The organism is Candidatus Synechococcus calcipolaris G9, assembly GCF_029582805.1.
GTDB classification, from domain to species: Bacteria; Cyanobacteriota; Cyanobacteriia; order Thermosynechococcales; family Thermosynechococcaceae; genus Synechococcus_F; species Synechococcus_F calcipolaris.
This window is the reverse complement of the sequence record NZ_JAKKUT010000002.1, coordinates 1,769,321-1,794,718: the sequence shown is the minus strand read 5'-3', so window position 1 is coordinate 1,794,718 and position 25,398 is coordinate 1,769,321. Positions and strand designations below refer to the sequence as shown.

General features: G+C 50.9%; 24 protein-coding genes and 1 CRISPR repeat array (1 of these 25 running past the window's edge). Of the genes, 19 read left to right on the top strand and 5 right to left on the bottom strand.

Annotated features, from left to right (window positions below):
• Positions 1-135 precede the first annotated feature (135 nt).
• The 3 genes from gshA (at position 136) to L3556_RS11650 (ending at position 5,320) form a co-directional block, all read left to right on the top strand.
• On the top strand, positions 136-1,284 hold the full coding sequence (gshA, locus tag L3556_RS11660; RefSeq protein WP_277867441.1) for a glutamate--cysteine ligase: 1,149 nt from the start codon (positions 136-138) through the stop codon (positions 1,282-1,284).
• Positions 1,285-1,293: 9 nt separating this feature from the next.
• Positions 1,294-2,112, top strand: coding sequence for an Rpn family recombination-promoting nuclease/putative transposase (locus L3556_RS11655; protein ID WP_277867440.1), 819 nt, complete (start codon positions 1,294-1,296; stop codon positions 2,110-2,112).
• Between the two features lie 91 nt (positions 2,113-2,203).
• Complete coding sequence (locus L3556_RS11650; protein ID WP_277867439.1) at positions 2,204-5,320, top strand: two-partner secretion domain-containing protein; 3,117 nt, start codon at positions 2,204-2,206, stop codon at positions 5,318-5,320.
• 59 nt (positions 5,321-5,379) lie between these two features.
• On the opposite strand, the gene L3556_RS11645 is transcribed toward L3556_RS11650, so the two are convergent.
• A complete protein-coding gene (locus L3556_RS11645; RefSeq protein ID WP_277867438.1) occupies positions 5,380-5,883 on the bottom strand; it encodes a universal stress protein in 504 nt (167 codons plus the stop codon).
• A 300-nt stretch (positions 5,884-6,183) separates the two neighbouring features.
• Between L3556_RS11645 and L3556_RS11640 the strand changes: the two genes are divergently transcribed.
• A complete protein-coding gene (locus L3556_RS11640) occupies positions 6,184-7,761 on the top strand; it encodes an NAD(P)H-quinone oxidoreductase subunit N (protein WP_277867437.1) in 1,578 nt (525 codons plus the stop codon).
• On the opposite strand, the gene L3556_RS11635 is transcribed toward L3556_RS11640, so the two are convergent.
• Positions 7,697-9,106 (bottom strand): MFS transporter, encoded by a 1,410-nt coding sequence (locus L3556_RS11635; protein WP_277867436.1) that lies wholly within the window; start codon positions 9,104-9,106, stop codon positions 7,697-7,699. The genes L3556_RS11640 and L3556_RS11635 overlap by 65 nt on opposite strands.
• Before the next feature lie 142 nt (positions 9,107-9,248).
• On the opposite strand from L3556_RS11635, the gene L3556_RS11630 reads away from it, so the two are divergent.
• Positions 9,249-9,806, top strand: a complete 558-nt coding sequence (locus L3556_RS11630) for a GNAT family N-acetyltransferase (RefSeq protein WP_277867435.1) — start codon at positions 9,249-9,251, stop codon at positions 9,804-9,806.
• Here the strand turns inward: L3556_RS11630 and L3556_RS11625 are convergent.
• Both L3556_RS11625 and L3556_RS11620 read right to left on the bottom strand, forming a co-directional pair.
• A complete protein-coding gene (locus L3556_RS11625; protein WP_277867434.1) occupies positions 9,763-11,058 on the bottom strand; it encodes a metallophosphoesterase family protein in 1,296 nt (431 codons plus the stop codon). The two genes, L3556_RS11630 and L3556_RS11625, sit on opposite strands and share 44 nt — an antisense overlap.
• A gap of 6 nt (positions 11,059-11,064) precedes the next feature.
• The gene (locus L3556_RS11620) at positions 11,065-11,562 is read right to left on the bottom strand and encodes a 3'-5' exonuclease (protein ID WP_277867433.1); all 498 of its coding nucleotides are present in this window, start codon (positions 11,560-11,562) and stop codon (positions 11,065-11,067) included.
• 150 nt (positions 11,563-11,712) lie between these two features.
• Between L3556_RS11620 and L3556_RS11615 the strand changes: the two genes are divergently transcribed.
• The 12 genes from L3556_RS11615 (at position 11,713) to L3556_RS11560 (ending at position 22,252) form a co-directional block, all read left to right on the top strand.
• On the top strand, positions 11,713-12,687 hold the full coding sequence (locus L3556_RS11615; RefSeq protein WP_277867432.1) for a helix-turn-helix transcriptional regulator: 975 nt from the start codon (positions 11,713-11,715) through the stop codon (positions 12,685-12,687).
• Positions 12,684-15,395: a CRISPR-associated helicase Cas3' gene (gene cas3, locus L3556_RS11610; RefSeq protein WP_277867431.1), complete on the top strand. Its 2,712-nt coding sequence runs from the start codon at positions 12,684-12,686 to the stop codon at positions 15,393-15,395. Before L3556_RS11615 ends, cas3 begins: the two co-directional genes overlap by 4 nt.
• 666 nt (positions 15,396-16,061) lie before the next feature.
• Positions 16,062-17,648, top strand: a complete 1,587-nt coding sequence (gene casA / locus L3556_RS11605; RefSeq protein ID WP_277867430.1) for a type I-E CRISPR-associated protein Cse1/CasA — start codon at positions 16,062-16,064, stop codon at positions 17,646-17,648.
• Positions 17,649-17,672: 24 nt separating this feature from the next.
• Positions 17,673-18,293: a type I-E CRISPR-associated protein Cse2/CasB gene (gene casB, locus L3556_RS11600; RefSeq protein ID WP_277867429.1), complete on the top strand. Its 621-nt coding sequence runs from the start codon at positions 17,673-17,675 to the stop codon at positions 18,291-18,293.
• On the top strand, positions 18,290-18,553 hold the full coding sequence (locus tag L3556_RS11595) for a DUF4258 domain-containing protein (protein WP_277867428.1): 264 nt from the start codon (positions 18,290-18,292) through the stop codon (positions 18,551-18,553). The genes casB and L3556_RS11595 overlap by 4 nt, the downstream gene beginning before the upstream one ends.
• Positions 18,550-18,759 carry a DUF2283 domain-containing protein gene (locus L3556_RS11590; RefSeq protein WP_277867427.1) on the top strand — a complete coding sequence of 70 codons (210 nt, stop codon included), beginning with the start codon at positions 18,550-18,552 and terminating at the stop codon, positions 18,757-18,759. Before L3556_RS11595 ends, L3556_RS11590 begins: the two co-directional genes overlap by 4 nt.
• A 23-nt stretch (positions 18,760-18,782) precedes the next feature.
• The gene (locus tag L3556_RS11585) at positions 18,783-19,004 is read left to right on the top strand and encodes a type II toxin-antitoxin system HicB family antitoxin (RefSeq protein WP_277867426.1); all 222 of its coding nucleotides are present in this window, start codon (positions 18,783-18,785) and stop codon (positions 19,002-19,004) included.
• Between the two features lie 250 nt (positions 19,005-19,254).
• Positions 19,255-20,433 (top strand): type I-E CRISPR-associated protein Cas7/Cse4/CasC, encoded by a 1,179-nt coding sequence (cas7e, locus tag L3556_RS11580; RefSeq protein ID WP_277867425.1) that lies wholly within the window; start codon positions 19,255-19,257, stop codon positions 20,431-20,433.
• A gap of 1 nt (position 20,434) precedes the next feature.
• The gene (cas5e, locus tag L3556_RS11575) at positions 20,435-21,082 is read left to right on the top strand and encodes a type I-E CRISPR-associated protein Cas5/CasD (protein WP_277867424.1); all 648 of its coding nucleotides are present in this window, start codon (positions 20,435-20,437) and stop codon (positions 21,080-21,082) included.
• A complete protein-coding gene (gene cas6e / locus L3556_RS11570) occupies positions 21,064-21,684 on the top strand; it encodes a type I-E CRISPR-associated protein Cas6/Cse3/CasE (RefSeq protein WP_277867423.1) in 621 nt (206 codons plus the stop codon). The genes cas5e and cas6e overlap by 19 nt, the downstream gene beginning before the upstream one ends.
• A 92-nt stretch (positions 21,685-21,776) precedes the next feature.
• Positions 21,777-21,989 carry a hypothetical protein gene (locus tag L3556_RS11565; RefSeq protein ID WP_277867422.1) on the top strand — a complete coding sequence of 71 codons (213 nt, stop codon included), beginning with the start codon at positions 21,777-21,779 and terminating at the stop codon, positions 21,987-21,989.
• A gap of 2 nt (positions 21,990-21,991) precedes the next feature.
• On the top strand, positions 21,992-22,252 hold the full coding sequence (locus L3556_RS11560; protein WP_277867421.1) for a type II toxin-antitoxin system RelE family toxin: 261 nt from the start codon (positions 21,992-21,994) through the stop codon (positions 22,250-22,252).
• On the opposite strand, the gene L3556_RS11555 is transcribed toward L3556_RS11560, so the two are convergent.
• Complete coding sequence (locus tag L3556_RS11555; protein ID WP_277867420.1) at positions 22,209-22,448, bottom strand: type II toxin-antitoxin system HicB family antitoxin; 240 nt, start codon at positions 22,446-22,448, stop codon at positions 22,209-22,211. The genes L3556_RS11560 and L3556_RS11555 overlap by 44 nt on opposite strands.
• Before the next feature lie 67 nt (positions 22,449-22,515).
• On the opposite strand from L3556_RS11555, the gene cas1e reads away from it, so the two are divergent.
• Both cas1e and cas2e read left to right on the top strand, forming a co-directional pair.
• On the top strand, positions 22,516-23,430 hold the full coding sequence (gene cas1e / locus L3556_RS11550; protein ID WP_277867419.1) for a type I-E CRISPR-associated endonuclease Cas1e: 915 nt from the start codon (positions 22,516-22,518) through the stop codon (positions 23,428-23,430).
• A gap of 5 nt (positions 23,431-23,435) precedes the next feature.
• Positions 23,436-23,711, top strand: coding sequence for a type I-E CRISPR-associated endoribonuclease Cas2e (gene cas2e, locus L3556_RS11545; RefSeq protein WP_277867418.1), 276 nt, complete (start codon positions 23,436-23,438; stop codon positions 23,709-23,711).
• A gap of 16 nt (positions 23,712-23,727) precedes the next feature.
• Positions 23,728-25,398: a CRISPR direct-repeat array (repeat unit 29 nt; unit sequence ATTGTCCCCACACCCGTGGGGGTGAACCG); it runs 1,300 nt beyond the window's last position.

The following is a 25,398-nucleotide window of genomic DNA, read 5'->3' as shown; positions in this document are numbered from 1 at the left end:
TAGTTGATTTCACCAAAATACCAGCGATCGCCAGATTAGGAGAGCAACCATTGGGATTGCATCCCTTGGGTGTAGACAGACCGACGGATCTGAGTGCGAAAATAAGAGAAATTGTTTTTCCAGGGGAGAGACGCGGTGCTATCCAAAGGATTTGAAGTCGAAATCTATACCGGAACCCCCCAGGGCGAGATTATTGGGCTATCCGATCGCATTGTCCGGGATCTATCCGGTTTTGTGCGCGAACCTGACAGTCGCAATGTGGAATATACCACTGCCCCCCTCTACCTCTACGATCAGGCCCTTTGTGATCTCCTCCGTCCTCGTTTTCAACTGCGGGCCTATCTGCACCAATTGGGGGACTATACCTTGGTACCGGGCAGTACCCTCAGCTTGGGCAATAGCCAACAATTTTATCGTTCCGATCCCCAAAATCCGTACCATAGCTACATTGAGCAAACCTACGGCACAAAGGTTGTCACCGCAAGTATTCATATTAATGTTGGCATAGGTGATCTAGAGCAGTTAATCCAGGCCTGTCGGCTGATTCGGGTTGAGGCTCCCCTCTTTTTAGCCCTGAGTGCCGCATCTCCCTTTCTAGATGGTCAGGTGACTGGGTATCATTCCACCCGCTGGGCCCTATTTCCCAAGACCCCTGTTGCCGTACCTCTGTTTACCAGTCATCGTCATTTTATTGATTGGACTCAGGAACAGTTAGATATTGGCACGATGCAGAATGTTCGACACCTGTGGAGTGCCGTCCGACCCAATGGCGATCGCCGTCCCTACGACTTAAATCGTCTGGAATTACGCATTTGTGATCTAGTCACCGATCCGATTGATCTGTTAGCCATTACGGCACTACTAGAAGCTCGTCTATTGCAATTAATGGATCAACCAGGACTTGACCCCCTGAAAACGAGTCAGCTTAACGCCACAGAACTGGCCCAATTAGCCGATACCAATGAAGCGGCAGCAGCCCGCCATAGCTTAGAAGCCAAACTTCACCACTGGCAGGATGGACGGGAAATTCTAGCGGCGGATTGGATTGCCCAGTTATACGACGAGGTTTGGGGAATTGCCAAGGGCCAAGGGTTTAGTTGCTTCCTCACCCCAATTAAGAAAATTCTCCGGGAAGGCAACCAAGCCCAACAGTGGCTAAAACAGTATGACCAAGGCATGTCTGTGGCAGAAATCATGGTCGGGGCGATCGCCCAGGTTGCTAATCAAGAATTAGATTTTCAAAATCAACTTTGTCAGCCAATGCCAACCGTATCTATTTCCTAAAACAGGAAAATGCGTGACAACCTCTGTAAATACCTAGCCGAAAAATATCCCACCGCTTTTACCCAGTGGCTCCTGAATGATTCCTCAGAAGATGTTTCAATCCTGAAAACAGAACTGAACTTGGAACCGATCCGCGCCGATTCCGTAACATTGGTGCAGACCCAGAACTGTATTCTCCATTTAGAATTTCAAGTCGAGCCAGAACCGACATTGCCTCTGCGGATGCTGGACTATTGGCTGAGACTCTATCGCAACTATCACTGCGAGATTGTCCAGGTCTTGATCTTGCTACGGCGAACAAAGGTTCATGTGCCTGATGCGTTTGAACTACCAACAACGACCCATCGCTATCGAGTGATTAAACTCTGGGAAGAAGACCCCAATCAATTTTTTAGGATTCCGCCCCTGCTTCCTTTTGCGGTCTTGGGTAAAACAAAAAATGAAGCAGCCCTATTGCAGTCCGTCGCGGATAAAATTGGTGAAATTGAATCAGTCCAAGCGCGGCAGGACTTGAGTACCGTCGTTCAACTATTGGCTGGGTTACAGTACAGGAAGGAGCTTATTCAAACCATTTTTCGGGAGGGAATGATGCGGGAATCAGTGATTTATCAAGAGATTCTTCAGGAAGGGGAACGCAAAGGACGGCAAGAGGGCGAACGCGCACTTATTCTGCGATTACTCACCCGCCGAGTCGGGCCCATCCCTGAATCTTTCGCAACCCAAATCAATCATCTATCCCTAGAGCAATTGGAATCCCTGGGGGATGCCCTGCTGGATTTCAGCGAACTCAATGACCTAGAGAAGTGGATTCAGAGACTCAATCAATAGATTGTCAAAGCAAATGAAAAGAAATGTAACAGAAGTCTTGTCGATCGCAAAATGAGTGGCTAAGATCGGGTCACTAATAAGGCTCACTCCAATGCTTCATAAGTTGACTCACCTGTGGCTTTCCCTTTTTGCTTTTTCGGGTGTATTTTTACCTCGTCCCAGTCTAGCCCAGATTACACCAGCGGTTGGAGGTACAGGTACAGTCGTCACGGTGAATGGCCAGCAGTTTGATATTGGTGGTGGTGCGGTTTCCAGGGATGGCAGAAATCTATTTCACCTATTCCAGCAATTTGGCTTAAATGAGGGTCAGATTGCTAATTTTTTATCCAATCCTGGGGTTCGCAATATCCTCGCTGGCGTGAATGGCGACGATGTCAGCTATATCAATGGCTTAATCCAGGTAATGGGAGGTAACAGCAACCTCTATTTACTCAATCCGGCGGGAATTGTTTTTGGCCCCAATGCCCAGTTAAACGTACCGGCAGCGTTCCATGCCTCAACGGCTCAGCGAGTGCATTTTGATGGCGGCATTTTTGACACTAATGGCTTTAACTACTACGCCAACCTTGTTGGGAATCCCACCGGGTTTGAGTTCCTGAGTACGGGAATTATCGTCAATGAAGGGAATTTAGCCGTTGGCCCAGGGCAGAATTTAACATTGATGGGTCATCAGGTGTTCAATACGGGAACCCTATCGGCACCGGGGGGAACGATCACGATTCAGGCAATCCCAGAGACGGGCATGGTACGGATTTCCCAGGAGGGAATGATCCTCAGTTTAGAGATTCCGGCGGATCGTATCCCGGAAGATGGGGTGATTGAAGCCGTTGATTTACCCCGATTGATTACGGGAGGAGAAGATCATCCACGGGTCAATAGTATAGTACACAATGCCGATGGCTCGATTAGTTTGGTGCATGACCCCAATAGGGTGAATGTGCCGGTGGAGGGGGCGACAGCGGTGGTCTCAGGGATAATAGATGTCTCGAATCCTGAGGGGATGGGCGGACAGATCAATGTCCTCGGTCAAAATGTGGCAATGCTTAATGCCCAGTTGAGAGCCGATGGAGAAACGGGTGGTGGCACGATCCTGGGAGGTGGGGATTATCTGGGAGGAACAGCAGGTACGGGTCGCCTAGATAGTAGTTTCAATGCCCAACACCTGTTTGTGGACAACAACACCGTGATGACAGCGGATGCGCTGACCCAAGGGGATGGCGGCACGGTGATTAATTGGGCGGATAATAGCACGGTCTTCAATGGCACGATTATGGCGCGGGGTGGCCAGTTGGGTGGGGATGGTGGTTTTGTTGAGACATCGGGGGCTGCAAGTCTCCATGTAGGGGATCATGGGCGAGTGGATACAACTGCTCCCCTAGGGACAACGGGCACTTGGTTATTAGACCCTTCTGATTTGACCATCAATGCTACATCCGATAACAATATTTCTGGCAGCCCAAATTTCAACACCACGAACAGCCCGGCTGTTTTAACTGCAACGACTCTCCAAAATGCCTTGTTAGCGAATAATGTTACGATCAGTACGGCGGGCGGCACAGGGGGCAATGGGGATATTACCCTAAACACCAATGTTACTTGGACGAGTGGCAATTCTTTAACCTTGACGATGCGGCGGTTTATTCGCGACTCTGGCTTGTTTAACCATGGCACAGGCAATGTGACGTTTAACCTGAATCAGGTGAATCCAGAAACCACTGATCCCGTGCCCACTAGCTCGATTCAAGCGGTTCATAATGCGTTACCGACTAATCCTACCGTCCATCCTGGAACTCGGACGATTAATTTAGGAGCCGGAACCTATCAGGGGGCAACCCTAACGCTTAACCGCAATGTGACAATTCAGGGGCAAGGGGCAGCAAGTACTATTCTTAGTGGTCAAAATACTCGTCGGGTGGTCAATATTACAGGGGGTACTACTACAGTTAATCTGCATGATTTAACCATTACGCGTGGCAATTCGGGTGATTTTACCGGCGGCGGGATTCTTAACAATGGTACGCTCACCGTGACCAACAGCACCATCAGTGGCAATACGGCTACTGCCGGCGGCGGGATTATTAACACTGGCATGCTCACCGTGACCAACACCACCATCAGTGGCAATACGGCTACTAATACTAATAGCGGCGGCGGGGGGATTGCTAATAATAATGGCACAGTCAATGTGACCAACAGCACCATCAGTGGCAATACGGCTAATGGCAGCGGCGGCGGGATTTTTAATAATAATGGCACAGTCAATGTGACCAACAGCCTTATTAGTGGTAACACTGCACCCACCGGCCCTGAAATTAATAACAATGGCACTCTAAACCTTACTGGCAATAACCTTGTTGGGCAAAACAACACTCTGGGCATTAGTGGCACGATCTCCAGTGGTATAGAGAATGTCAATTACTTTGCCCCTTCAGTTCCAACCAGTCAAATCATTGGCCCCCTCGCCAACAATGGCGGCCCCACCCAAACCCATCTCTTAGTCTTTGGCAGTCCGGCCATTAATGCGGGGGTAAATGCGTCTGTTCCCGGCACTGTCACTACCGATCAGCGGGGGGCAACCCGGATTGTTAACGGCATCGTTGACTTAGGAGCAGTGGAAGTGAACTATCAACTCCAAACCCTGCAAGGCAATAATCAGCAAGCCTTGGTGAATTCAACGGTTCCCACGGCTCTGCAAGTTCGGTTAGCTGAGAGTTTGTCTAGTTTCCCAGCATCAGGAGTCACTATTCAATTTAGCCAAACTAGTGGCCCTGCTTTAATTTTTACCCAAGGCAATACAGCTATCACCGATGCCAATGGCATTGCTACCTTGGCTGGTTTACTCACCAACGGCGAAGCAGGTCTGATTACCCTAGAGGCTTTTGTGAGTGGTCTGGCTCCTGCGGCATTTACGCTCACGAATCAAGCCTTACCCATTCCAGCAACCCCAATTCTTTCAATCAATCAGGCCTTACCGATTCTACCAAGCAATCCCAGTAATTCTATTGCTCCAGTGGCACCTGTTCCGATGAATTCCACCCCAGCAGGGCAACATTTCACCAGTGAAATTTCCACCATTCTTTTTGGCCAAGAACAGGAAGAACTTCCCCTAGAGAAAACCCTCTGTCAATTACTCGAAGAAAGAGATGAGACAGTCTTAGAGATCGATGGTGTGCCAGTCGAGTCTGCCTTAGCAGCCGAGTGCCGTTAACGTAAGGTTCAAGTTGGAGGGGTTAGAGATTCCATAGCCCACCACTGATTGATCCAGATTTATTGATCTGGCTCAGTGCCAATGCCCTGAATAGTCAACACCGAACAATGGGCATGGTGCAGGACATAATTACTCACACTACCTAAGAATAATTCACTCAGTCCCTTTAAGCCGCGACGGCCAATAACAATCAGATCACTGGGCCAATCCTTGGCTAAATTACAGATCGCTCGCCCTGGATCCCCTAAGGCTTGGGTAAATTCAGTGGCCACCCCCTGATCCATGGAGAGTTGGGTCAGGTTTCGCAGCATATCCAATCCCCTTTGCTCAAAACTTTCCCACTGTTCGGTATAGACTTTCATAACTTCCTCATGGAGGCCCATATAAACCCCAGTGGCAACGGGGGAGGTAAAAATCGGATCTGGGTAGGATTCATTCATAGGCGAGAGAACATGGATCAGCATTAAGGTTCCCTGATTAGCCTTGGCTAAGGATAAGGCTTCCTTGAAAACTTGTTCTCCCAGTTCAGTGCCATCAACGGCAGCTAAAATTCGTTGAAACATGATTTTATGATCCTCCTTGGCGATCGCTAACCTTGATAGTTTTATTATCCCCCGATACCGAGGACAACCACCTTAACTTTAGTCCTGACGTTATCGGACTTCACACAGACCCGCCCTTTCACGACCATTTGTTACACTCTTTGGGTAAATCTATATCCTTCTTTACGAGTTAAATCAGTTTTTTATCTACGTCCCTGGCCTATGGGTACCAAAACCAAGGACTCAATCGGAGTAAAGCCAACAAAGAACGGCTGGCAATAGGCTAAGATACATTTGGCATTTTTACCGTGGCTCTACCCTATGGATCTGACAACATTAGCGGCACAACTTAATGTGGGAGCAATTCTCCCGGAAAGCATCGTTATTGTGACACTTCTGCTGGTTTTGCTGGCGGATTTGATTCAAGGGCGATCCGCCGATCGCTGGACTCCTTACCTGGCGATCGCTGGCTTACTGGGTGCGGTGGCGGCCATGGTATTTCTCTGGAATCAACCCAATACGGTGTCATTCCTAGGCAGTTTCCAGGGGGATAACCTCAGTTTGATTTTCCGGGCGATCGTTGCCCTTTCAGCCCTTGTGACGATCCTCATGTCCATTCGTTATGTGGAGCAAACCGGCAGTTCCCTAGGGGAATACATGAGTATTTTGCTCACAGCAACAGTCGGGGGGATGTTCCTCTCCGGGGCTGAGGAGATGGTGATGATTTTTGTATCCCTGGAAACCCTCAGTATTGCCTCTTATCTGCTGACGGGTTACACCAAGCGGGATAGCCGATCCAACGAAGCCGCCTTGAAATACTTGCTCATCGGTGCCTCCAGTTCGGCTATTTTTCTTTATGGCTCCTCCCTCCTCTATGGTCTATCCGGCGGCTCTACCCAGTTATCCGATATTGCCGCAGCCCTATCCTCTGGCCAGTCCTTGGGCTTACTCATGGCCTTGGTGTTCGTGATTGCTGGGATCAGTTTCAAAATCTCCGCCGTCCCCTTTCACCAATGGACTCCCGATGTCTATGAAGGTGCGCCAACCCCCGTCGTTGCCTTCCTGTCCGTGGGGTCTAAAGCCGCTGGTTTTGCCCTAGCCGTTCGGTTTTTGACGATCGCCTTCCCTGTGGTTGCCGGTGAGTGGCAATTAATTTTTACGGTATTGGCCATTCTCAGTATGGTTCTGGGAAATATCGTTGCCCTAGCCCAAACCAGTATGAAGCGGATGTTGGCCTACTCCTCCATTGGTCAAGCGGGCTTTGTCATGATTGGGTTTATCGTCGGTACGGAGGCTGGTTATGCCAGTATGCTCTTTTACTTGCTCATTTACCTCTTTATGAACCTGGGGGCCTTTACCTGCGTTATTCTCTTTTCCCTACGCACAGGCTCCGATCAAATTAGTGACTATGCCGGCCTCTACCAAAAGGATCCCCTCCTCACCTTGGGATTGAGCCTCTGTCTGTTGTCCTTGGGGGGAATTCCTCCCTTGGCGGGCTTCTTTGGCAAGATTTATCTGTTTTGGGCGGGTTGGCAGGCAGGGGCCTATGGTCTGGTGATTTTGGGCCTGCTCACCAGTGTGGTATCCATCTACTACTACATCCGGGTGGTGAAAATGATGGTGGTCAAAGAGTCCCAGGAGATGTCTGATATTGTCAAAAACTATCCGGTGATCAACTGGACGGCCTTTGGGATGCGGCCGCTGCAAGTGGGCTTGATTCTCACGGTTTTAGCCACATCCTTGGCGGGAATTTTAGCCAACCCCCTGTTTAATGTGGTGAACACGGCCGTAACCACTGTGCAAACCTTTGAAGCCCAGGTTCCGGCCCATAGCGTTAAGACTGCCCTTCACGACGGGCATGGAGTTTTAGCAGAATCTCACCATGTACCGCTTGAGTAATGGGGTAGAAATAGGCCAAAACAATGCCGACAATCAGGAAGACCGTGGGAATGGGGCCAATGGCCAAGCGAATAGCAAGGAGAGCCGAGTCCGGCTGTACGGGAGCAGGTTCTCCAGAAACGGTGGAAATAAATCCAGCAAAGTTCAAGGCCTGCCCCACCAGAAAAAGACCCAGGGCTAGACCCACCTTTTGCAGCAACACCATAAAAGCATAGAACACCCCTTCCCGCCGTTGTCCGGTATTGAGTTCATCAAGATCAATCACATCGGGAATCATCGACCAGGGAACCAGGTAGGCGGTGGATACGCCAAAACCGGCCATAATCGCACAGGCATAGAGGAGGATGCCCTGTCCTGGTTGCAGAAAAAATAAACCCGCTTGGGCGATCATCCACAGGGTCATACCAATGACATAGACTGCTTTTTTGCCAATGCGCCGACTCACCGCACTCCAAACAAAAAGCATGATCATGGCTGTGGCCTGTACCGCTAGGGCAACCATGGTGTAGTCCGTGGAGGGTAAGCCCAACCAGGAACCGACAAAAAAGGGAATCATGGAAGCCGTGATCTGAACCGCTAACCAGGAACACAGATAGATGCCCATGACATAGACAAAGGGGCGATTGCTAAAGACGAGGCGAATTTGCTGGAGGTAAGGTAGGGTGGTGCCGCTTGGCATGGGGTTGGCGGCCTCATTGGCCTTGAGTCGGGCCCGGGTTCCCCAAATACACCAGTAAATGGGAAAGATGGAAATAACCGCCGAGATGGCACCAATCACTAGGTACTGCTGCTGTTGTCCAGGAATGGCTTGAAAGACGACTAATGCTAAGAGTAGGGAACCAATGCTGCCACCAATGGAGAAGGCAAAGCGGAAACTATTCAGACTGGTGCGTTCGTTATAGTCCTTGGTGAGTTCAGGGGTCAGGGCCGAGTAGGGCAAATTGACCGCGGTATAAAACGTATTAAATAAAATGGCAATCAATGAATAGTAGGCAAAGGCTAACCATTGATTGGTGGTGGGCATGAGCCACAGCAGAAAAAAGAAAAAACCAAAGGGAATGGCTCCATAAAACATCCAGGAGTGGCGACGACCCCAGTAGGGGGATTTGGTGCGATCGCTGAGCATACCAATGACGGGATCATTAATAGCATCCCAAATTTTGCCAATCATCAGGACACTGCCGGCTAAGCCTGCATTCAAACCAGCCACATTCGTGAGAAAAACCAACAGGAAAAAGACCTGTAGGTTGGCGGTGATTGCCGTGCCTAGATCTCCTGCCCCAAAGGCTAGTTTGGTGGATAGGGTCAAGGGTTGATGGGTTGCCAGGGGTTTAGCCGATTCCATTGGGTCTCCTAAAATGTCTTGAACTCATTACTTAAACTGATTCATTTAGAATTTTGATTGAGATGCTGGGGTTGAGATGTCAGAAGGTGGGTGTGATGTCTGATTATCACCGATGATGTTCCTCTGGGAATGATTGAGGGCTATGCAGATTTATTTAGCACCCTTACAGGAGGGAGATATAGGTGCGGCGATCGCCCTGGATCAGCGGTGTCTAGGGGGATTTTGGGGTGAGGCCAGTTATCGCCAAGAACTGAGCCAGCCCCATCACACCCTTTTGGGAATCCATGGTCAGGGGATGGATCACCTGCCACAGGAACGGGAACTTTTGGCGTTAGGGGCCAGTTGGGGCATTTTAGAGGAAACCCACATTACCCTGTTGATGGTACATCCTGACTATCGGCGGCGGGGTCTGGGGCAATGTCTCCTGTGGGGCCTCCTCAAGGATGCTCAACAACGGGGCGATCGCCAGTGGGCAACCCTGGAAGTGCGGGCCAGTAATCAGGGGGCATTACATTTATACCAAGGCTTTGGCTTTACATCCGTAGGGACACGACCCCGCTACTACGATCATCCCGTGGAAGATGCGGTAATTTTATGGTGCAAGGGTTTGGGCACAGCGTCCTTTCGACAAGGTTTAGCGACAAAAAAGAAGGCAATTATTGCCCGGTTTCATCGGTGGGGATGGCAATTTCATTCTTAGCTAAATCCCTGGCTAATAGATGCTCCACGCAGCCATAGATTGCCTCTGGGGATTGTTGCTCGATGAGTCGTTCTTTGATGTCCATCAGGCCCAGGGCTAAGGGGACCGCCTGATCACGGTAGCGGGCATAGCCTGCCAGAAAATCCGTAAAAACGGTTCGTTCAATGTCTTGACAACGGGGAGGTAAACCATCTTCGCCGGTGGCGGTGGTTTCAAACAGGGTAGAGTTCACGTCGTATCGGAGTAAAAAGATAAAGGCTTCACTCACCTGTTCTAAGCATTCCCGCAGTTGGCGAACGGCTAATTCGTGGCGATCGAAACCCACCTGTCCCTCAATTTGTAGTTCCACGATCGCTGCTTTCGTTTGCTCTTTTTCTTGCTCCATCAGGGCGATCGCCCCCGATTCAATCTCATTGACAGTTTGGTGGGGATGTACCTCTAAGCGAAAACGGCGAATGGGACGTTGGTAATAGTCCTGTTTCAGTTCGGTGGCGATCGCGCCTTGGTCTAAATTGACCAGCAGGACTCCTCGGGGTGTTTGTGCCTGATTTTCAGCAATGGAGTTAGCTTCGATAGACCCAGGATTGAAAATCCAACCCTCTACACCGTAGTAGCGATGAATATGCCCTAGGGCTAAATAGTTGACCCCAGCGGCTTGGAGCGGCAGCAATTCTTGATAGCGCAGGGCGCCTCGATAGCGGGCGATTTGTCCCTCTAGTCCATGGTGGAATAGCATCACCGTGTATTCAGGGCCGGCAGGTAGGTCTTCTATTTTTTCGGCAAGACTCTGGACAGCTTTGGCGGCATTGGCTCCATACCAGCGAGAACCAATCACCCGGACACCGCAATCAAGATCTTTATAGCCACCACAATTGGCTTCTGGATTCCAGGGGAGAAGGTCTTCGTTTTCGTCCGGTTCCAACAGATAGAGTAATTCGGCACTATTCAGGTAGCGTAACCAACTAGAGCCACTGCCGTAGGGCTGATAGTCGTGATTGCCCTCAATCGCCAAGACAGGGATACCCGCATCGTGGAGCATTCCCAAACAGAGTTCCGCATGACTGAGGGTGGCAGGGCCAATGGTGCGTTCCTCAAATAGATCCCCAGCGATGACGACAAAATCAACCTTGGGTGCAAGGGCATAGCGGCGCAAAGCATCCTCAAAGGCGTAGAAAAAATCCAGGGTACGCTTCGGATTGGCGTATTTGTTAAAGCCAAGATGAATATCAGCAACATGGAGAAAACGGGGCATCGGGGTTCACGCTATGGTGGGCTGGACTGCGGCCAGAACAATGCGGGCACAGGCCTCGGCATCGGATAGGGCATGGTGGTGGTTTAGGGCAATGCCAAGATAATTGCACACGTTGGGAAGTTTGGTGGGGCGGATATTCCAGGTGGATCGAGCCAGTTGAACGGTACAGATAAAGGGTTGGCAGGGGCGGGGAATTCCATGGCGATCGCAACAGGCATACAGCACCCTTTGATCAAAGGAGGCGTAATGAGCCGCCAGAAACTCTGCCCCCTCTAGCACATCGTTGATTGAACTCCACAACTCGCCAAAGGTGGGATGATCCATTACATCCTGCCAGCAAATGCCATGAATATGGGTATATCGAAAAATTGGCCGAGGGGGTCGAATCAGGTAATGAACCCGTTGCACAATCTGAGAATTGACCACCCGCACCAACCCAATGGAACAGGCACTATCCCGCCCGTTGTCCGCCGTTTCAAAATCTAGTGCCACAAACGTTGTCATAGATTGTCCATTGCTTAGGATTGTTCAGTTTGGTTTAACAAATAAGCATAACCAATATACAAAATACAAAGATTTGTGAAGGTTTTCCTAAGGTGGCAATGATTTTGCCGAGTCACCTCAGTAGGATTGGGCTAGTGATGGAAGGCAAGGATGACCCGACGTTTGGAACGCCTCGTAAAAATAGATTATCTGCTGCGAACCCTGCCTCGCACTACAACGGTGGAGTTAAAGAAAGAGTTGGAGGTCAGTAACCGAACAGTTCGGTATGATATTGAGTTCCTGCGCGATCGCTTTGATGCCCCTATTGACTGGAACCGCAAACAAGGATTTCATTACACCGATCCAAGCTGGCGTTTACCCTCTATTCCATTGACCCAGGGAGAATTTTTCGCGCTCACCTTAGGAGCCAAAATTTTATCGTCCTACAGTGGTTCAGTATACCAAGAGCAACTTGAGTCAGCTATTCGTCAACTGGCAAAACGGTTGCCCGAACCACTATGGGTGGATTTGCAGCAAATTGCTGATGATTCGGTGATGTTTCGGGTAGGAGCAGAAATCAACTTAAGCCCAGCGATTTGGCAGGTTTTAGAAGAAGCCTGTCAAAAAAAGCAGCGGGTTTGGATCCGCTATGCCACACCGGGCAAGCCTGTGTCAGAACGAGAGGTTGATCCCTACGTCCTCCATTTCTCCCGCAGTAATCCCTACCTGACGGGCTGGTGCCACCAACGCCAGGAGCCGCGCTGGTTTCGCGTTGACCGAATTCAGGCGATCAAGCTGCTGGATCAGCATTTTGAGATTGACCCCACCTTTGACCGCGAAGCCCATTTTGCCTCGGCGTTTCAGCACGAGGTGGGGGGTGTCCCTCAGGAGATGGTGATTTGGTTTGATCCGTCCACTGCGCCCTATATCCGGGAACGCCGCTGGCATCCGACGCAGCAGATTGAGGAACACGCGGATGGATCGTTGACGCTGCGGTTTGTGGTACGGGGGCTGAATGAGGTGAAACGGTGGGTGTTGTTTTATGGCAGGGGGGCGCGGGTGCTGGGGCCGCCAGCATTGGTGGCGATGGTGCGGGATGAAATTGGGGGAATACAAGCTCAATATCAGCAGGAGGAGAGGGAATGAATCAGCCAAGATTTTGGGCAAAGACAGGTCAGGGCGAAAAACGGGAGGATGGGCAACCCAAGTACCATCCGGTGATTTGTCACCTGGCGGATACGGCGGCGGTGGCGATGGAGATTGTGCGATCGCACCTCAGCCCGATCGCCCGTCAGCATCTTGCCAAAGGATTGGGGTTACCCAATGGTGAATCCCTGATTCGCTTCTGCGGCTTCATGGCCGGGAGCCACGACCTGGGTAAGGTGAGTGCAGCCTTTCAATTTCAGGTGAGTGCTGTGGGACAAGCATTAGTTGGACAGTCTCTCTATGACCTATGGCACGGCTATCCCACAACAGGACAGAAAACACCCCACGGTACAGTCACCGCCGCAACTCTGCCGGAATTTTTGACGGAGCTAGGGATTCAAAAGTGTTTAGCCAAAAAGTTAGCGGTCGTTGTGGGTGGACACCATGGTTTCTTTCCTGGCTCAGCGGATATCCAAGCTCTGTTTAGCGATGATGTAGGACGAGGAACATGGTTGCAATTTCGCCGTGATATCTATGAACAACTGAGGGATTTTGTGGGCATCACTGCCAAAGATCTGCCCAGCCAGTGCGATAACGCCGCCGCCATGATGTTGGCAGGCTTAACCACCGTATCTGACTGGATTGCCTCAAATCCAGACGAGAAAGCAGGCTTTCCCTATGCCAATGACGAACCCTTTAAAAGCTATCAGGCAGGGCTAGCCGAGAAGGCGAAGCAAGCCCTCAAAGCCCAGGGATGGTGTCACCTCGAAACAGGAGAACCCCTCTCCTTTGCCGAGCTTTTTCCTGAAATTAAGGTACCAAGAGAACTCCAGAAACACGCCGAAGCTCAGGCTAAGACGTTGAATGCTCCCTGTCTAGTAATGGTAGAAGCTTCGATGGGGGAGGGCAAAACAGAAGCGGCCCTGTATCTAGCGGATCATCTGCAACATCAGTCAGCCGCAGGGGGATTCTACATTGGCTTGCCCACCCAGGCCACCAGTAATGCCATGTTTCAGCGGGTACAGGCATTTTTGCAAAAGCGTTACCCCAACAACGTGGTGAATCTCACCCTCAGCCATGGGGCGGCGGCACTGAAGGGGGAATATCAAGAAACCGTCTGTCGATTGGAACAGGTCTATGACCAGGAAGGTCGGGGGGTATTTGCCAGCGAGTGGCACACGGCGCGGAAGCGTACCTTACTCAGTCCTTTTGGAGTTGGAACCCTAGACCAAGCCTTGATGGGGGTAGTGCGATCGCGCCATCAATTTGTTCGCCTCTTTGGGTTGGCGGGGCGCACCATCATTCTGGATGAGATTCACGCCTACGACCTCTACACCAGCACATTGTTAGAGCGATTTCTGGAATGGGCGGCGGTACTGGGTTCCCCAGTGATTGCCCTGTCGGCAACGCTGCCCACCACCACCCGGCAACAGTTGTTGACCGCCTACGCGACAGGGTGTAACCAACCTGTTCCACCGTTACCAGAGGCTCCTTACCCGAGAATGACAGCCTTTGCCAATGGGCAGGCGATCGCCCAATTCTTTGCCGCCTCTGACCATGTGTGCCGCGCCCTGGAAATTGCTTGGGTCAAGGATGAGGATTGGATGGCGGATTTACAGCAGGTATTGGCAGATGCCGGGGGTTGTGTTGCTGTCATTTGCTCCACGGTGAATCGAGCGCAAACAATTTTCCAAGGACTACAGGATTACTTTGACAACGAGGAACTGGGACTTTTTCACGGACGGTTTCTTTTCAAAGACCGGGAACGCATTGAGCAAGATTGCTTACGGAAATTTGGCAAAGGCGAGACTCATCGCCCCCGTCGTTTTGTTCTGGTGGCTACCCAGGTGATTGAGCAAAGCCTGGATGTGGACTTTGACCTGATGATTAGCGATATTGCCCCCATTGACTTGTTGTTGCAGAGATCGGGGCGGCTCCATCGCCATTCGCGGGACGGGCGACCAGCAGGCTTAAGCACCCCAAAATTGTGGATCGTGGCACCGAGTATTACCGCCAACGGCAAGGCAGAATTTGGTGTCAGTAAGTACATCTATGAACGCCACATTCTCCTCCGCAGTTGGCTAGCTTTGAGGCATCGGCAGAGTATTCAACTTCCAGAGGAAACTGATGAGCTGATAGGGGCAGTTTACAACCCAGATCTGCCAATTCCAAAGGAATTAGAACCCATTTATGCCCAAGATTGGCAAACTTCACGCGATGAAGAGTTAACTCCTGAAGAACAGGAAAAGATAGCAAAAGCCAATGCCATTAAGCTGCCTCCGCCTCAAGGGGAAGTGAAGCCCTATGACTTCACTCGCAAAGGTGAAGAGGACGACGAAAGTGCGATCGCCGCTGCTACCCGTCTCGGTGAGCCTTCGGTTGCCACTATCTTCCTACAACGAACAGACACAGGGTTGGTTTTCCCCAGTGACCAAGAGCCAATCCATCTCACAACTCGTCCTGACCTAACCTTGATCAAAAAGCTGTTAGCTCACAGCACCCGCCTCTCCAAAAAGGGGCTAGTCCCGGCATTACTGGCTCAGGAAAACCCAAAAACCTGGACATCAGCCTTGCTAAGAAACTGTCGCTGTGTAGAGGTCAACGCTCAGGGGGTAGCGACGGTGGGAGATTGGCGGCTGACCCTGGATCCCCTGCGGGGGGTGCTGATTGAGAAAGATTCAGAAAACCAAAGGAGGCTCACCACATGACTTTCAGACATTCAACTCAGACAATTTACGATTTCATCAAGACGGCGTTGGCGGGATGCAGAAAACCGTGCTACATTATCTATATCCCCATTGCCTGTGGGGGTGAACCAACGGCATTGGCCGGAAAGACGCTGCTACAAGCGTTTCTCCCCACAAATGTGGTGGGGGTGACATCTCCAAAAACATTCCGGCCAATACGCTGTTCTTTTCCCAAAACTTTAGGTTTTTCTTCCTTCCAGCCAAATAAAACGGATATCAACTCATCTTGAGTCCTTCCTGATTGTATTTAAGAAGACGGCCTTGGCTGGTGCAGTAACGAGGATTAAGGAATCTGAGTGTTTGCTCCAAAGACCCACCCAATCAGCTTGAGCGTTAGTCAAGGTATCCCGCATGTCTTATCAATTGAACCTTTTGTCCGGTCAGCTAGAACCTCTAGCCTCTACCAAGAGGCGTCAGGCCTTCCCAAAAAATGTGATCAAGGATTGTACAACCCAGAAGGCGGCCATCTTATTGGACGTTTCTGTATCAACGCTCTATCGCGCCCGTCAGTCTGGGCAGTCCTACAAGAACGCAAAAAGCGGCTGGATAGCCAAACCTATTGGCCCAAATCGCTGGCACGTTGTTATTCCGCCTACCCACCAACCGTATTAAATACAAGGTTCCAGTATGTCTTTCAACCTCGTTAATCAACCCTGGATTCCGGTGATGACCCCGGATTTCCATGTTAAAGAGATTTCCCTGGTAGAACTCTTTCAAACCTGGGAAAGCCTGCGGGAAATCCAGGCCGATAACCCACCCACCACTCTGGCGATCTATCGTCTGCTATTGGCGATCCTCCATCGGGCCTACCATGGGCCGAGCAATGAAGACCATTGGGAGGAGATTTTTAAGGATAACGGGCAGGGGGCGATCGCCGACCTCAACAAATGGCGCGATCGCTTTGATCTGCTCCACACCGACCACCCCTTCATGCAAGATCCCGTATTGCCCTTGGAGAAAGCAGTACCCATCTACGCTCTCCACACCATGAGCACCTGCCAGGTGTTTTCCCATGAGCATGAATGGAGCGGCTATAGCATCTCCCTCCCCCAAGCTGCTCGGTTGCTGGTGCGACTTCAGGGAGTGGATATTACCAGCCTGCGCGCCTTCTATGTGGGGCAATCCAGCGGCAACCGCTCGGCAGTGAATACTCCCACCATTAACGCTGCCAATGTGCTGGTGCGGGGCAGCACCCTAAAGCAAACGCTAATGCTCAATCTGATGCGCTATGACCCCGCAGCAGATATGCCCAGCGCCGTGACAGGAGAGGATCTGCCTGCTTGGGAAACCGGGTATGGCGGCAAACCCAAGAAAGCAAGACCCCAAGGCTATATCAGCTACCTCACCTTTCCTTGGCGACGGTTGCGGCTGTTTCCCGAAAATGGTGAGGTCAGTCAGTTGGCGATCACGATGGGCAATTCCTTACCAGATCAGGTGTCACCCCAAAAGTGGGAATGTGGAGTCGCCTACCGTGAAAATAAGCCTGTGCGGTTGTCTCTCAGTAAGCAAATATGGCGCAATGCTGATGCCTTTTTACTCACAGCGGAAAAACAACATCGTCCCCGCATTGTTGACTGGCTCGCTGATCTGAAATTAGAAGACTTAGTTGATTATGTCGTGACCTTCCAAATCTCTGGCCTAAGTGCGGATAAGGCCAAACCCTTGGGCTGGAGTTGGGAGCAATTCTCTGCGCCGATTCGGTATGTGACGGATGCGGACTTGTCGCAAACCTTGAAGATTGCGATCGCGATGGCGGAAGAGCATAAACGGATATTTGGTTCTTTTCAAGGAAGTCCCTATTACGCCTTGGCAAAGGAACTCAATCCACCCAACGCATCTAACAAAGCTATTAGTCAACAAGCTGATCGACTCGCTGCCAATCTCAATGGTGCAATTCAATACTGGGCCACCCTCGATCGCGCCTTTCCAAAACTGCTTCATGCCCTACCCCAAGACAGTCACACCGGAGCCGATGGCATCACCCGCTATGGCTTCAAAGAATTACCCGCCTGGACTCAAACCGTCCAAACCGCTGCCCGCAATGCCTTTACCGAGTCCATTGCGTCCATTCGCAACTACCAGGCCAGGGCCGCTGCCCTGCGTACCTTGGAGTTGAAACTAGCCGATCTGCGGGCCAGTCCAGAGGAGAAGGAAGCCAAAAAAGCTAAAGCTGCTGCCAAGAGGAAAGCCAAGCTCCAAGCCAGTGCCAATTAAGTCCTTCATTCCATAGGTTGAGAGATGACTAAACCATCGCACAAAACAATTGACCAAGCATCTCGCTTTCTGAGAGCTATCCAGAAAGAACTCAAAATTGAGTTTGATGAAAATCAACAGATCATCAACGATATCAAACAAAATAAAGGCGCGCGAGCAGCACTAAAGAATGTGTTGAAGGGAGATACAAAGCATTTAATAGATACTTATTCTACCGTGTTGAAGCCCTTACAAGATGTAGGCATTGACTATCAGCCAGAACAGCCATCGGACAAAGGGCGGTTGTGGATTTTTGTGGCAGGTCTGTTTGCTCATTACCCTCAACCAATCGAACAAAAATATCGTGGCAATTTTGGCAATAGTTGTTGGTTGCTACAACAGGAAATTCGCCGTAAGAATCCTGATGCAAAAGGGATTGAACGGCGATTCCATAGTCTGTTAGATACAGACCTTGGATATTTACAGTCTCCCTTGTCTGCGCTGTTACGCCAGATGAAGGCCAAAGATGTTGTCGTTAATTATCCCAAACTCATTGCCGATCTACATTGGTGGGATAGAGCTGATAAACGTGTCCAAGACCAATGGGCTAGAGCCTTTTGGATGACCTCTAGTTCAGATTCATCACTAGAAACAGATAACCCATGAAGTCCGTAACTTTTTCAGCCCATGCCCTAGAGGAAATGCAACGCCGAGGAATCACCCAAGATCAAGTTCAAGCAGTGCTATTAAAGCCAGAGCAGGTTTTATCAGGACGAAATCGGCGCACGATTTATCAATCAAGAGCGAGTTTTGGCAGTGAAAAACAATACCTCCTGCGAGTCTTTGTAGACGAAACTGTCAAGCCATTAGTTGTTATCACAGTCTATCGCACAAGCAAAATTCAAAAGTACTGGAGAATGCCATGAAAATCATCTATGACCCAGAAGTGGACGTGCTGAGAATTTTATTCCAAGACACCCCTATTAGCGAAAGTGATGAAGATGAGTCAGGCATTATTTTTGACTTTGATAATCAGGGCAATGTCGTTGGGCTAGAGGTGTTAGATGCTTCTCAGCGAATTGATGATCCCCAAGCCGTTAGCTACATGATTGCAAAACCTACACCTCATTAATTGGAAAAATTAGGAGAAAAAACATGCATCAACTCTCTGTCGTCATCGAAAAAGACGAATTTGGCTACTATGCCTACTGCCCTGCCTTGGAAGGATGCCAGACCCAGGGTGATTCTCAACCAGAGGTAGAAGCCAACATTAAAGAAGCCATTAACCTCTATCTATCAACTTTGTCAGAAGAGGAAAAGCAGGCAATCTTTAGCCGAGAACTAACTGCAACCGTGATGGAGGTGCAGGTTGCCTAAACAGCCCAGACTTACTGCTTCTGAGGCCGAAAGTTTAGTCCTCAAAGCTGGGTTTGAACTGCTTCGCAGCGAGGGTAGCCATCGCAATCTATGGCAAAGACGGTACTCGGCTCGTGATTCCATTTCATAGCGGTAAAATCTTGCATCCCAAAATCGTCAAACAGATTTTGAAGGCGATTCAAGCCGATGAATCTTAATTTTCGTTTGGCCTTGTCTTAGTTAAATCTCTCATTTCAATAAGGAAATTCCCATGCAACTTGAACTTCATTTGATCCAAAGCTTTCCCCCCGCTAACCTGAACCGGGATGAAAATGGGATGCCCAAATCCACGGTCTTTGGTGGTCGTCCCCGTGCCCGCATCTCTAGCCAGTGCCAAAAGCGGGCGGTGCGAAAGTTCTATCAAGACTATGCTGACCTCGGCCCAGCCCAATTTGCCGATCGCTCCCGCAACTGGCTCCCTAAGCTTCAGGAATTGCTGACTGAGCAAGGTATTGAGGCGGGACAGGCCGCGATCGCCGCTCGTCTTGCTCTCGAAGAGGGGCTAAAGCTCAAGTTTAACGACGAAGGGAAAGCCACCACCATCGTCTTTTTAGGACAGACAGAACTGGCGGCGATCGCCAACATTCTCGTTAGCAACTGGGCCGCAATTGAACCAAGCCTGGCAGGGGATAAACCGGAACTCCCCAAGAAAGACCCCAATATTGCCAAGGTAATTGAAAAAGCCCTAGTAGAAACGGGCAAACCCGGCGATGTCGCCCTCTTTGGTCGCATGATGGCTTCTTTGCCAACTGTCAATGTGGATGCAGCGGTGCAAATGGCCCACGCCATCAGTGTCAACACCCTGCAACAGGAATTTGACTTCTTCACCGCCGTAGACGATCTGGGTGGTCGGGAGGAAACCGGAGCCGACCACATGGGCGAAACAGGCTACAACAGCTCCACCTACTATCGCTTTGCTGCCCTCGATACGGAGCAACTAGCCAAAAATCTGGGTGGTGCTGAGCATCTTGACGCAGTGATTAAAGCCTTTGCCGATGCCTTTGTGCAAGCAATTCCCAGTGGACACCAAAATGGCTTTGCTGCCCACACCCGCCCCGCTGCCGTTATGGCCGTGGTGCGTCAAGGGCAACCTATTTCCCTGGCTGATGCCTTTGAAGACCCGATCGCTCCCAAAGGGGGGTTAAGCCTCCTCGAAAATTCAGTCAAAGCCTTGGCTAAGCACTGGGCTGACCTCACCCAAATGTATGGCGAAGTCGGTCTGCAATACAAGGGTATTGTCACCCGTACAACTCTGGCAGAGCGCCTCAAAAAACTCACGGATAAGGAGGAGAAGGAAGTCGTTGATCTATTGCTGAAAGAGTCCAAACAGTCGGTGGACACACTGCTGAAAGAAGCTCTGGAAGCCGCTCTCAGCAATGGGGGTGAGTAAGATGCCGACCCTTTTAATGCGGCTGCGATCGCCGATGATGAGTTGGGGCGACCATAGCCAATTTGGTCATCGCGATAGCCGCCGTGAACCCACCAAATCTGCTGTGATTGGCCTGATCTGTGCCGCCCTGGGTCGTCCCCGCTGGGAACCCGTGGGTGACCTCGCCGCCCTCAAAATGGGGATACGGGTCAACAAAGAAGGGGTTTTGCAAAGGGACTACCACACAGTGCAAGACAATATGCGGGATGACGGCAGCAAGGTGAATACAACCCTTAGCGATCGCTACTATGTGGCAGATGCTGATTATTTGGTGGGGTTAGAGGGAGATGTGGAATTACTCAACTCCCTTGATGCTGCCCTTCAGACTCCCCACTGGCAACTGTATTTTGGCCGCAAAAGCTTTATTCCGAGCCATCCCGTGAGGATGGGCATTGTAGAACAACCCCTTTTACTGGCATTGCAAACAGCAATCTATGAGCATCGCGGGCGCAAGGATCCCCCCTTCCCGTTGCGCTTTGTCCTAGAGGCTGATGGGGGGACTGATACCCGTCAGGATGTGCCCCTAGATTGGCAACGCCGCCGCTTTGGTCACCGCACCGTGACCACGACCTATCACTCACCGGAGGCCGTATGTACCTTTCCCAGCTAATCCTGAATGAACGGCAATCCCTGGTACATCGAGAACTAGGCAATGCCCACAAATTTCACCAGCGCATTATGCAAGCCTTTCCAGATGAAGATAGCCGAGACAACCCCCGCGAGGATTGGCACATCCTCTTTCGCCATGAACCCGATAGTGATGTGGTATTGGTGCAGTCTGAGATTGAACCAGACTGGTCAAAACTACCCGATCGCTACTTGCAGGACTATACCGTCAAAGCGGTAAATTTCACGGCTGATCAGTTCTCAACCCAGCGTGTCTTCCAGTTTCGCCTGCGGGCTAACCCCAGTAAGCGTGACCCTAAAACCAAGAAAACTATTGGGTTCTACCATCGCCCCGACCAACTGGCATGGCTAGAACGCCAGGGCGATCGCTGTGGATTTCGGCTCCACAGTGCCGATGTCATTCCCTCACCCAATGTGTTTGGATTTAAGAAGAAGGGAGTACCCCCGATCCGCATTACCACCGTCCTCTTTCAAGGTGTTTTAGAAGTGATCGCCCCCGAACCGTTTTTAACCGTTGTACAGCAGGGGCTGGGTCGAGGCAAATCCTACGGATGTGGATTGCTGTCCCTGGCACGCCCGCAGTAATGCCACGATGAAGACAGCAGTTGAAAACCTACCTTACCTGAAAACAACCCCAACAACCCATCCCTATTTCATTGACCCAAAGGAGGCGTACTTTGCAAATTAAAGACTTAAGTATCGATGAGTTCAAAGCACTTATTCGCGAAACCGTAGAAGAAACTCTGCAAGATTGGATCGTAGATCCCGATGCAGGGAAACCGATTAAAGCGGTATTGCAACAACAACTACTATCTCTAAAAGCACGAAGAGCAACTGACCCGCAAACGCTTTCTGCCGAGCAGGTTATGGAAGAGTTGGGCTTGATCTAGCCGTGAGCTACCGCGTTGAATATGAGCCAGAAGCCGTTGCTGACCTTAAGCAGCTTCCAGTCAACATCCGCAAACGGATTGTCAATAAAATTAACTGGCTGGTTCAAAATTTTGAGCAAATTCAGCCAATTCCCTTAACAGAAAACCTGAGTGGTTTCTTCAAGCTGAGGGTGGGTGACTACCGAGTCATTTACGACGTTGATCGATCGTTTCGCGTCATCACAGTGGATCGGGTCGGGCATCGTCGCGACATTTATGGTTGAGTCGGCTGTTGCCCATTGCTTCCCCAGCATTTAAGCGTTCTTCCCGAATCATCTCAAACACTTTCACCAGCTCCTGTTGGGCAGCTTCTGGGGTTTCTCCCCAAGCATGGCAGCCATCGATCGCAGGCACATAGGCCACAAACGTCCCATTATTTTCTGGCTGTAGCACGATGGTGTAGTCCCGGAGTGTCTTCATCTACTTGCTTTTCTAGGATCTCTTCCATCCTAGCTTCCCCATTCTTTAACCTCTATAGGCTTTACCTATGAAAAATCTACGCACCTTACCCAAAAACCGCGATCGCATCAGCTTTATTTACTTTGAGCATTGCCGCATTGAACAAGACCAGCAAGCCATTGTCATTTTCAAGGAAGACAGTAAATACTTAATTCCCTGTGCAGCCATTGCCACCCTATTACTGGGCCCTGGAACCTCCATCACCCATGCCGCGATTAAAGCCCTTGCCGATAATACCTGTAATATTCAGTGGGTGGGTGAAAATCTTTCTCGCTTTTATGCCCATGGGCGATCGGGCGCAAACAATACCAATCGCTTACTTCACCAAGTTTCCCTTTGGGCTGACTCCATTCAACGATTGGCGGTCGTGCGGCGAATGTATATGTTTCGGTTTCAGGAACCCCTGAGTGAAGACCTATCCCTTCAGCAGATTAGAGGACATGAAGGAGTGCGGGTCAGGACTCTCTATCAACGCTGGAGTAAGGAAACAGGCATTGAATGGACGGGTCGAGATTATAAGCAAAGCGATTGGAATGCCGCAGACCCCATCAACAAAGCCCTCTCTATTGCCAATGCCTACCTCTATGCAGTTTGCCAAGCTGCCATTCAATCCGTCGGGTATTCCCCAGCCCTAGGCTTTATCCATACTGGCAAGCCCCTATCGTTTGTTTATGATGTTGCCGATTTATACAAAGGCGAAACTACGATTCCTGCTGCCTTTGAAGCCACTGCTGAGGCACGCCCTTCAGAGTTCGATAGCATCATCCGCCGCAAATGCCGAGATCGCTTCACCAGCTATCGGCTCATGCCTCGTCTCGTCCATGACATTGACTCAGTTCTTGGATTTGGCAGCAGTGATGATTCAGAACCCCTTTGTCTTCTTTGGGATGATGTTCTCGACTCCGTAGAAGGCGGCAAAAACTGGTCAATTCCGGAGGGATAACCAAAATGGTGATTATTATTCTAGAAAATGTTAAGCCTTCTCTCAAGGGAGAACTTAGCCGATGGCTTTTTGAGATAAAGAGTGGTGTTTTTGCCGGTCGAGTTTCTGCCTTGGTTCGAGAGGAATTATGGAACCTCATTGAGCGCAAAATCGGCAAAGGCTCCGCAGTCATGATTTACGCCCAAAATACTGAACAAGGATTTGGAGCAAAGACCTTTGGTGTCCCTTCCAGAACCCTAGAAGACATAGACGGGGTTCTCCTTGTCAAAATCCAGCAATAGCGGGAATAATGGAAGTATTGTCCCCACACCCGTGGGGGTGAACCGCAATGGTAGTGAGGATGCAACAACCCAGTTTCAGCATTGTCCCCACACCCGTGGGGGTGAACCGCCTGCGTAGCCCTACTGATCCCTGGTTAGTCCACATTGTCCCCACACCCGTGGGGGTGAACCGCTCTACACCAAGTCCCGCCGGATTGGGATTAGCATTGTCCCCACACCCGTGGGGGTGAACCGGATTGACATCAAATCCTTATGGAAGTCATATATTGTCCCCACACCCGTGGGGGTGAACCGCTGATTCGACAAGCGTCAAGCCACGGCCGCCACACTATTGTCCCCACACCCGTGGGGGTGAACCGGCGATGTGAGGGCATGATAATTCTCCTCTACTGCCATTGTCCCCACACCCGTGGGGGTGAACCGAGGATGGTTACACCCAGCCGATTGTTGGCTACCCATTGTCCCCACACCCGTGGGGGTGAACCGGATGGGAGTGGGTTTTGACTATTGGCAAAATGGATTGTCCCCACACCCGTGGGGGTGAACCGCAGTTGTATGAACGGTTGCAGCAGGGTGAAGAAATTGTCCCCACACCCGTGGGGGTGAACCGCGTCAGCCGCACCGACGCCGAGGCCGCCCTCAGCATTGTCCCCACACCCGTGGGGGTGAACCGCAAATAGAACGAGACTTTAAGGAGTTTGGAAAAATTGTCCCCACACCCGTGGGGGTGAACCGGAACGCTTGATGACATTATCGCTGTAACTAGGGAATTGTCCCCACACCCGTGGGGGTGAACCGTTTTTCACCAGAATGGATCAAACCCAGGAGCTTGCATTGTCCCCACACCCGTGGGGGTGAACCGATAAAGTCTACTGGGAAGGTGTTAGTTGTGATGATTGTCCCCACACCCGTGGGGGTGAACCGGTGAATAGTTAGTGGTTCCACCGTTCATTACAGCCATTGTCCCCACACCCGTGGGGGTGAACCGGATCAGGCACGCGTGTGCTCGCGCAGCGTCTGCATTGTCCCCACACCCGTGGGGGTGAACCGCCCTGGAGGTGACAAAGGGCGTTAATGGCTCTTGCCATTGTCCCCACACCCGTGGGGGTGAACCGGGGATTTTCAAACTGAGATTTCAGAGGAAGCCATTGTCCCCACACCCGTGGGGGTGAACCGTAGACGCTAGTATCGCCTCTGGAATAGTGCTTCATTGTCCCCACACCCGTGGGGGTGAACCGAACGACGGGCAACCAACCAAGCAGCCAAGGCTGATTGTCCCCACACCCGTGGGGGTGAACCGTGAATGTACGTGTTCCCAGAGCGATCGTGCCATTCATTGTCCCCACACCCGTGGGGGTGAACCGTGAATGTACGTGTTCCCAGAGCGATCGTGCCATTCATTGTCCCCACACCCGTGGGGGTGAACCGGGTTAGCGATGGTCAACCCATCCCAACCCCCCCATTGTCCCCACACCCGTGGGGGTGAACCGGAATCCGCTCATCGGCTGTTTTTTGATTCTCGATTGTCCCCACACCCGTGGGGGTGAACCGTTGATAATGTCGGAACAGAAAACATTATGCTCTCATTGTCCCCACACCCGTGGGGGTGAACCGGGCAAGGTCGTTGACGTTGAACACACAACTAAAGATTGTCCCCACACCCGTGGGGGTGAACCGCACATCTCGA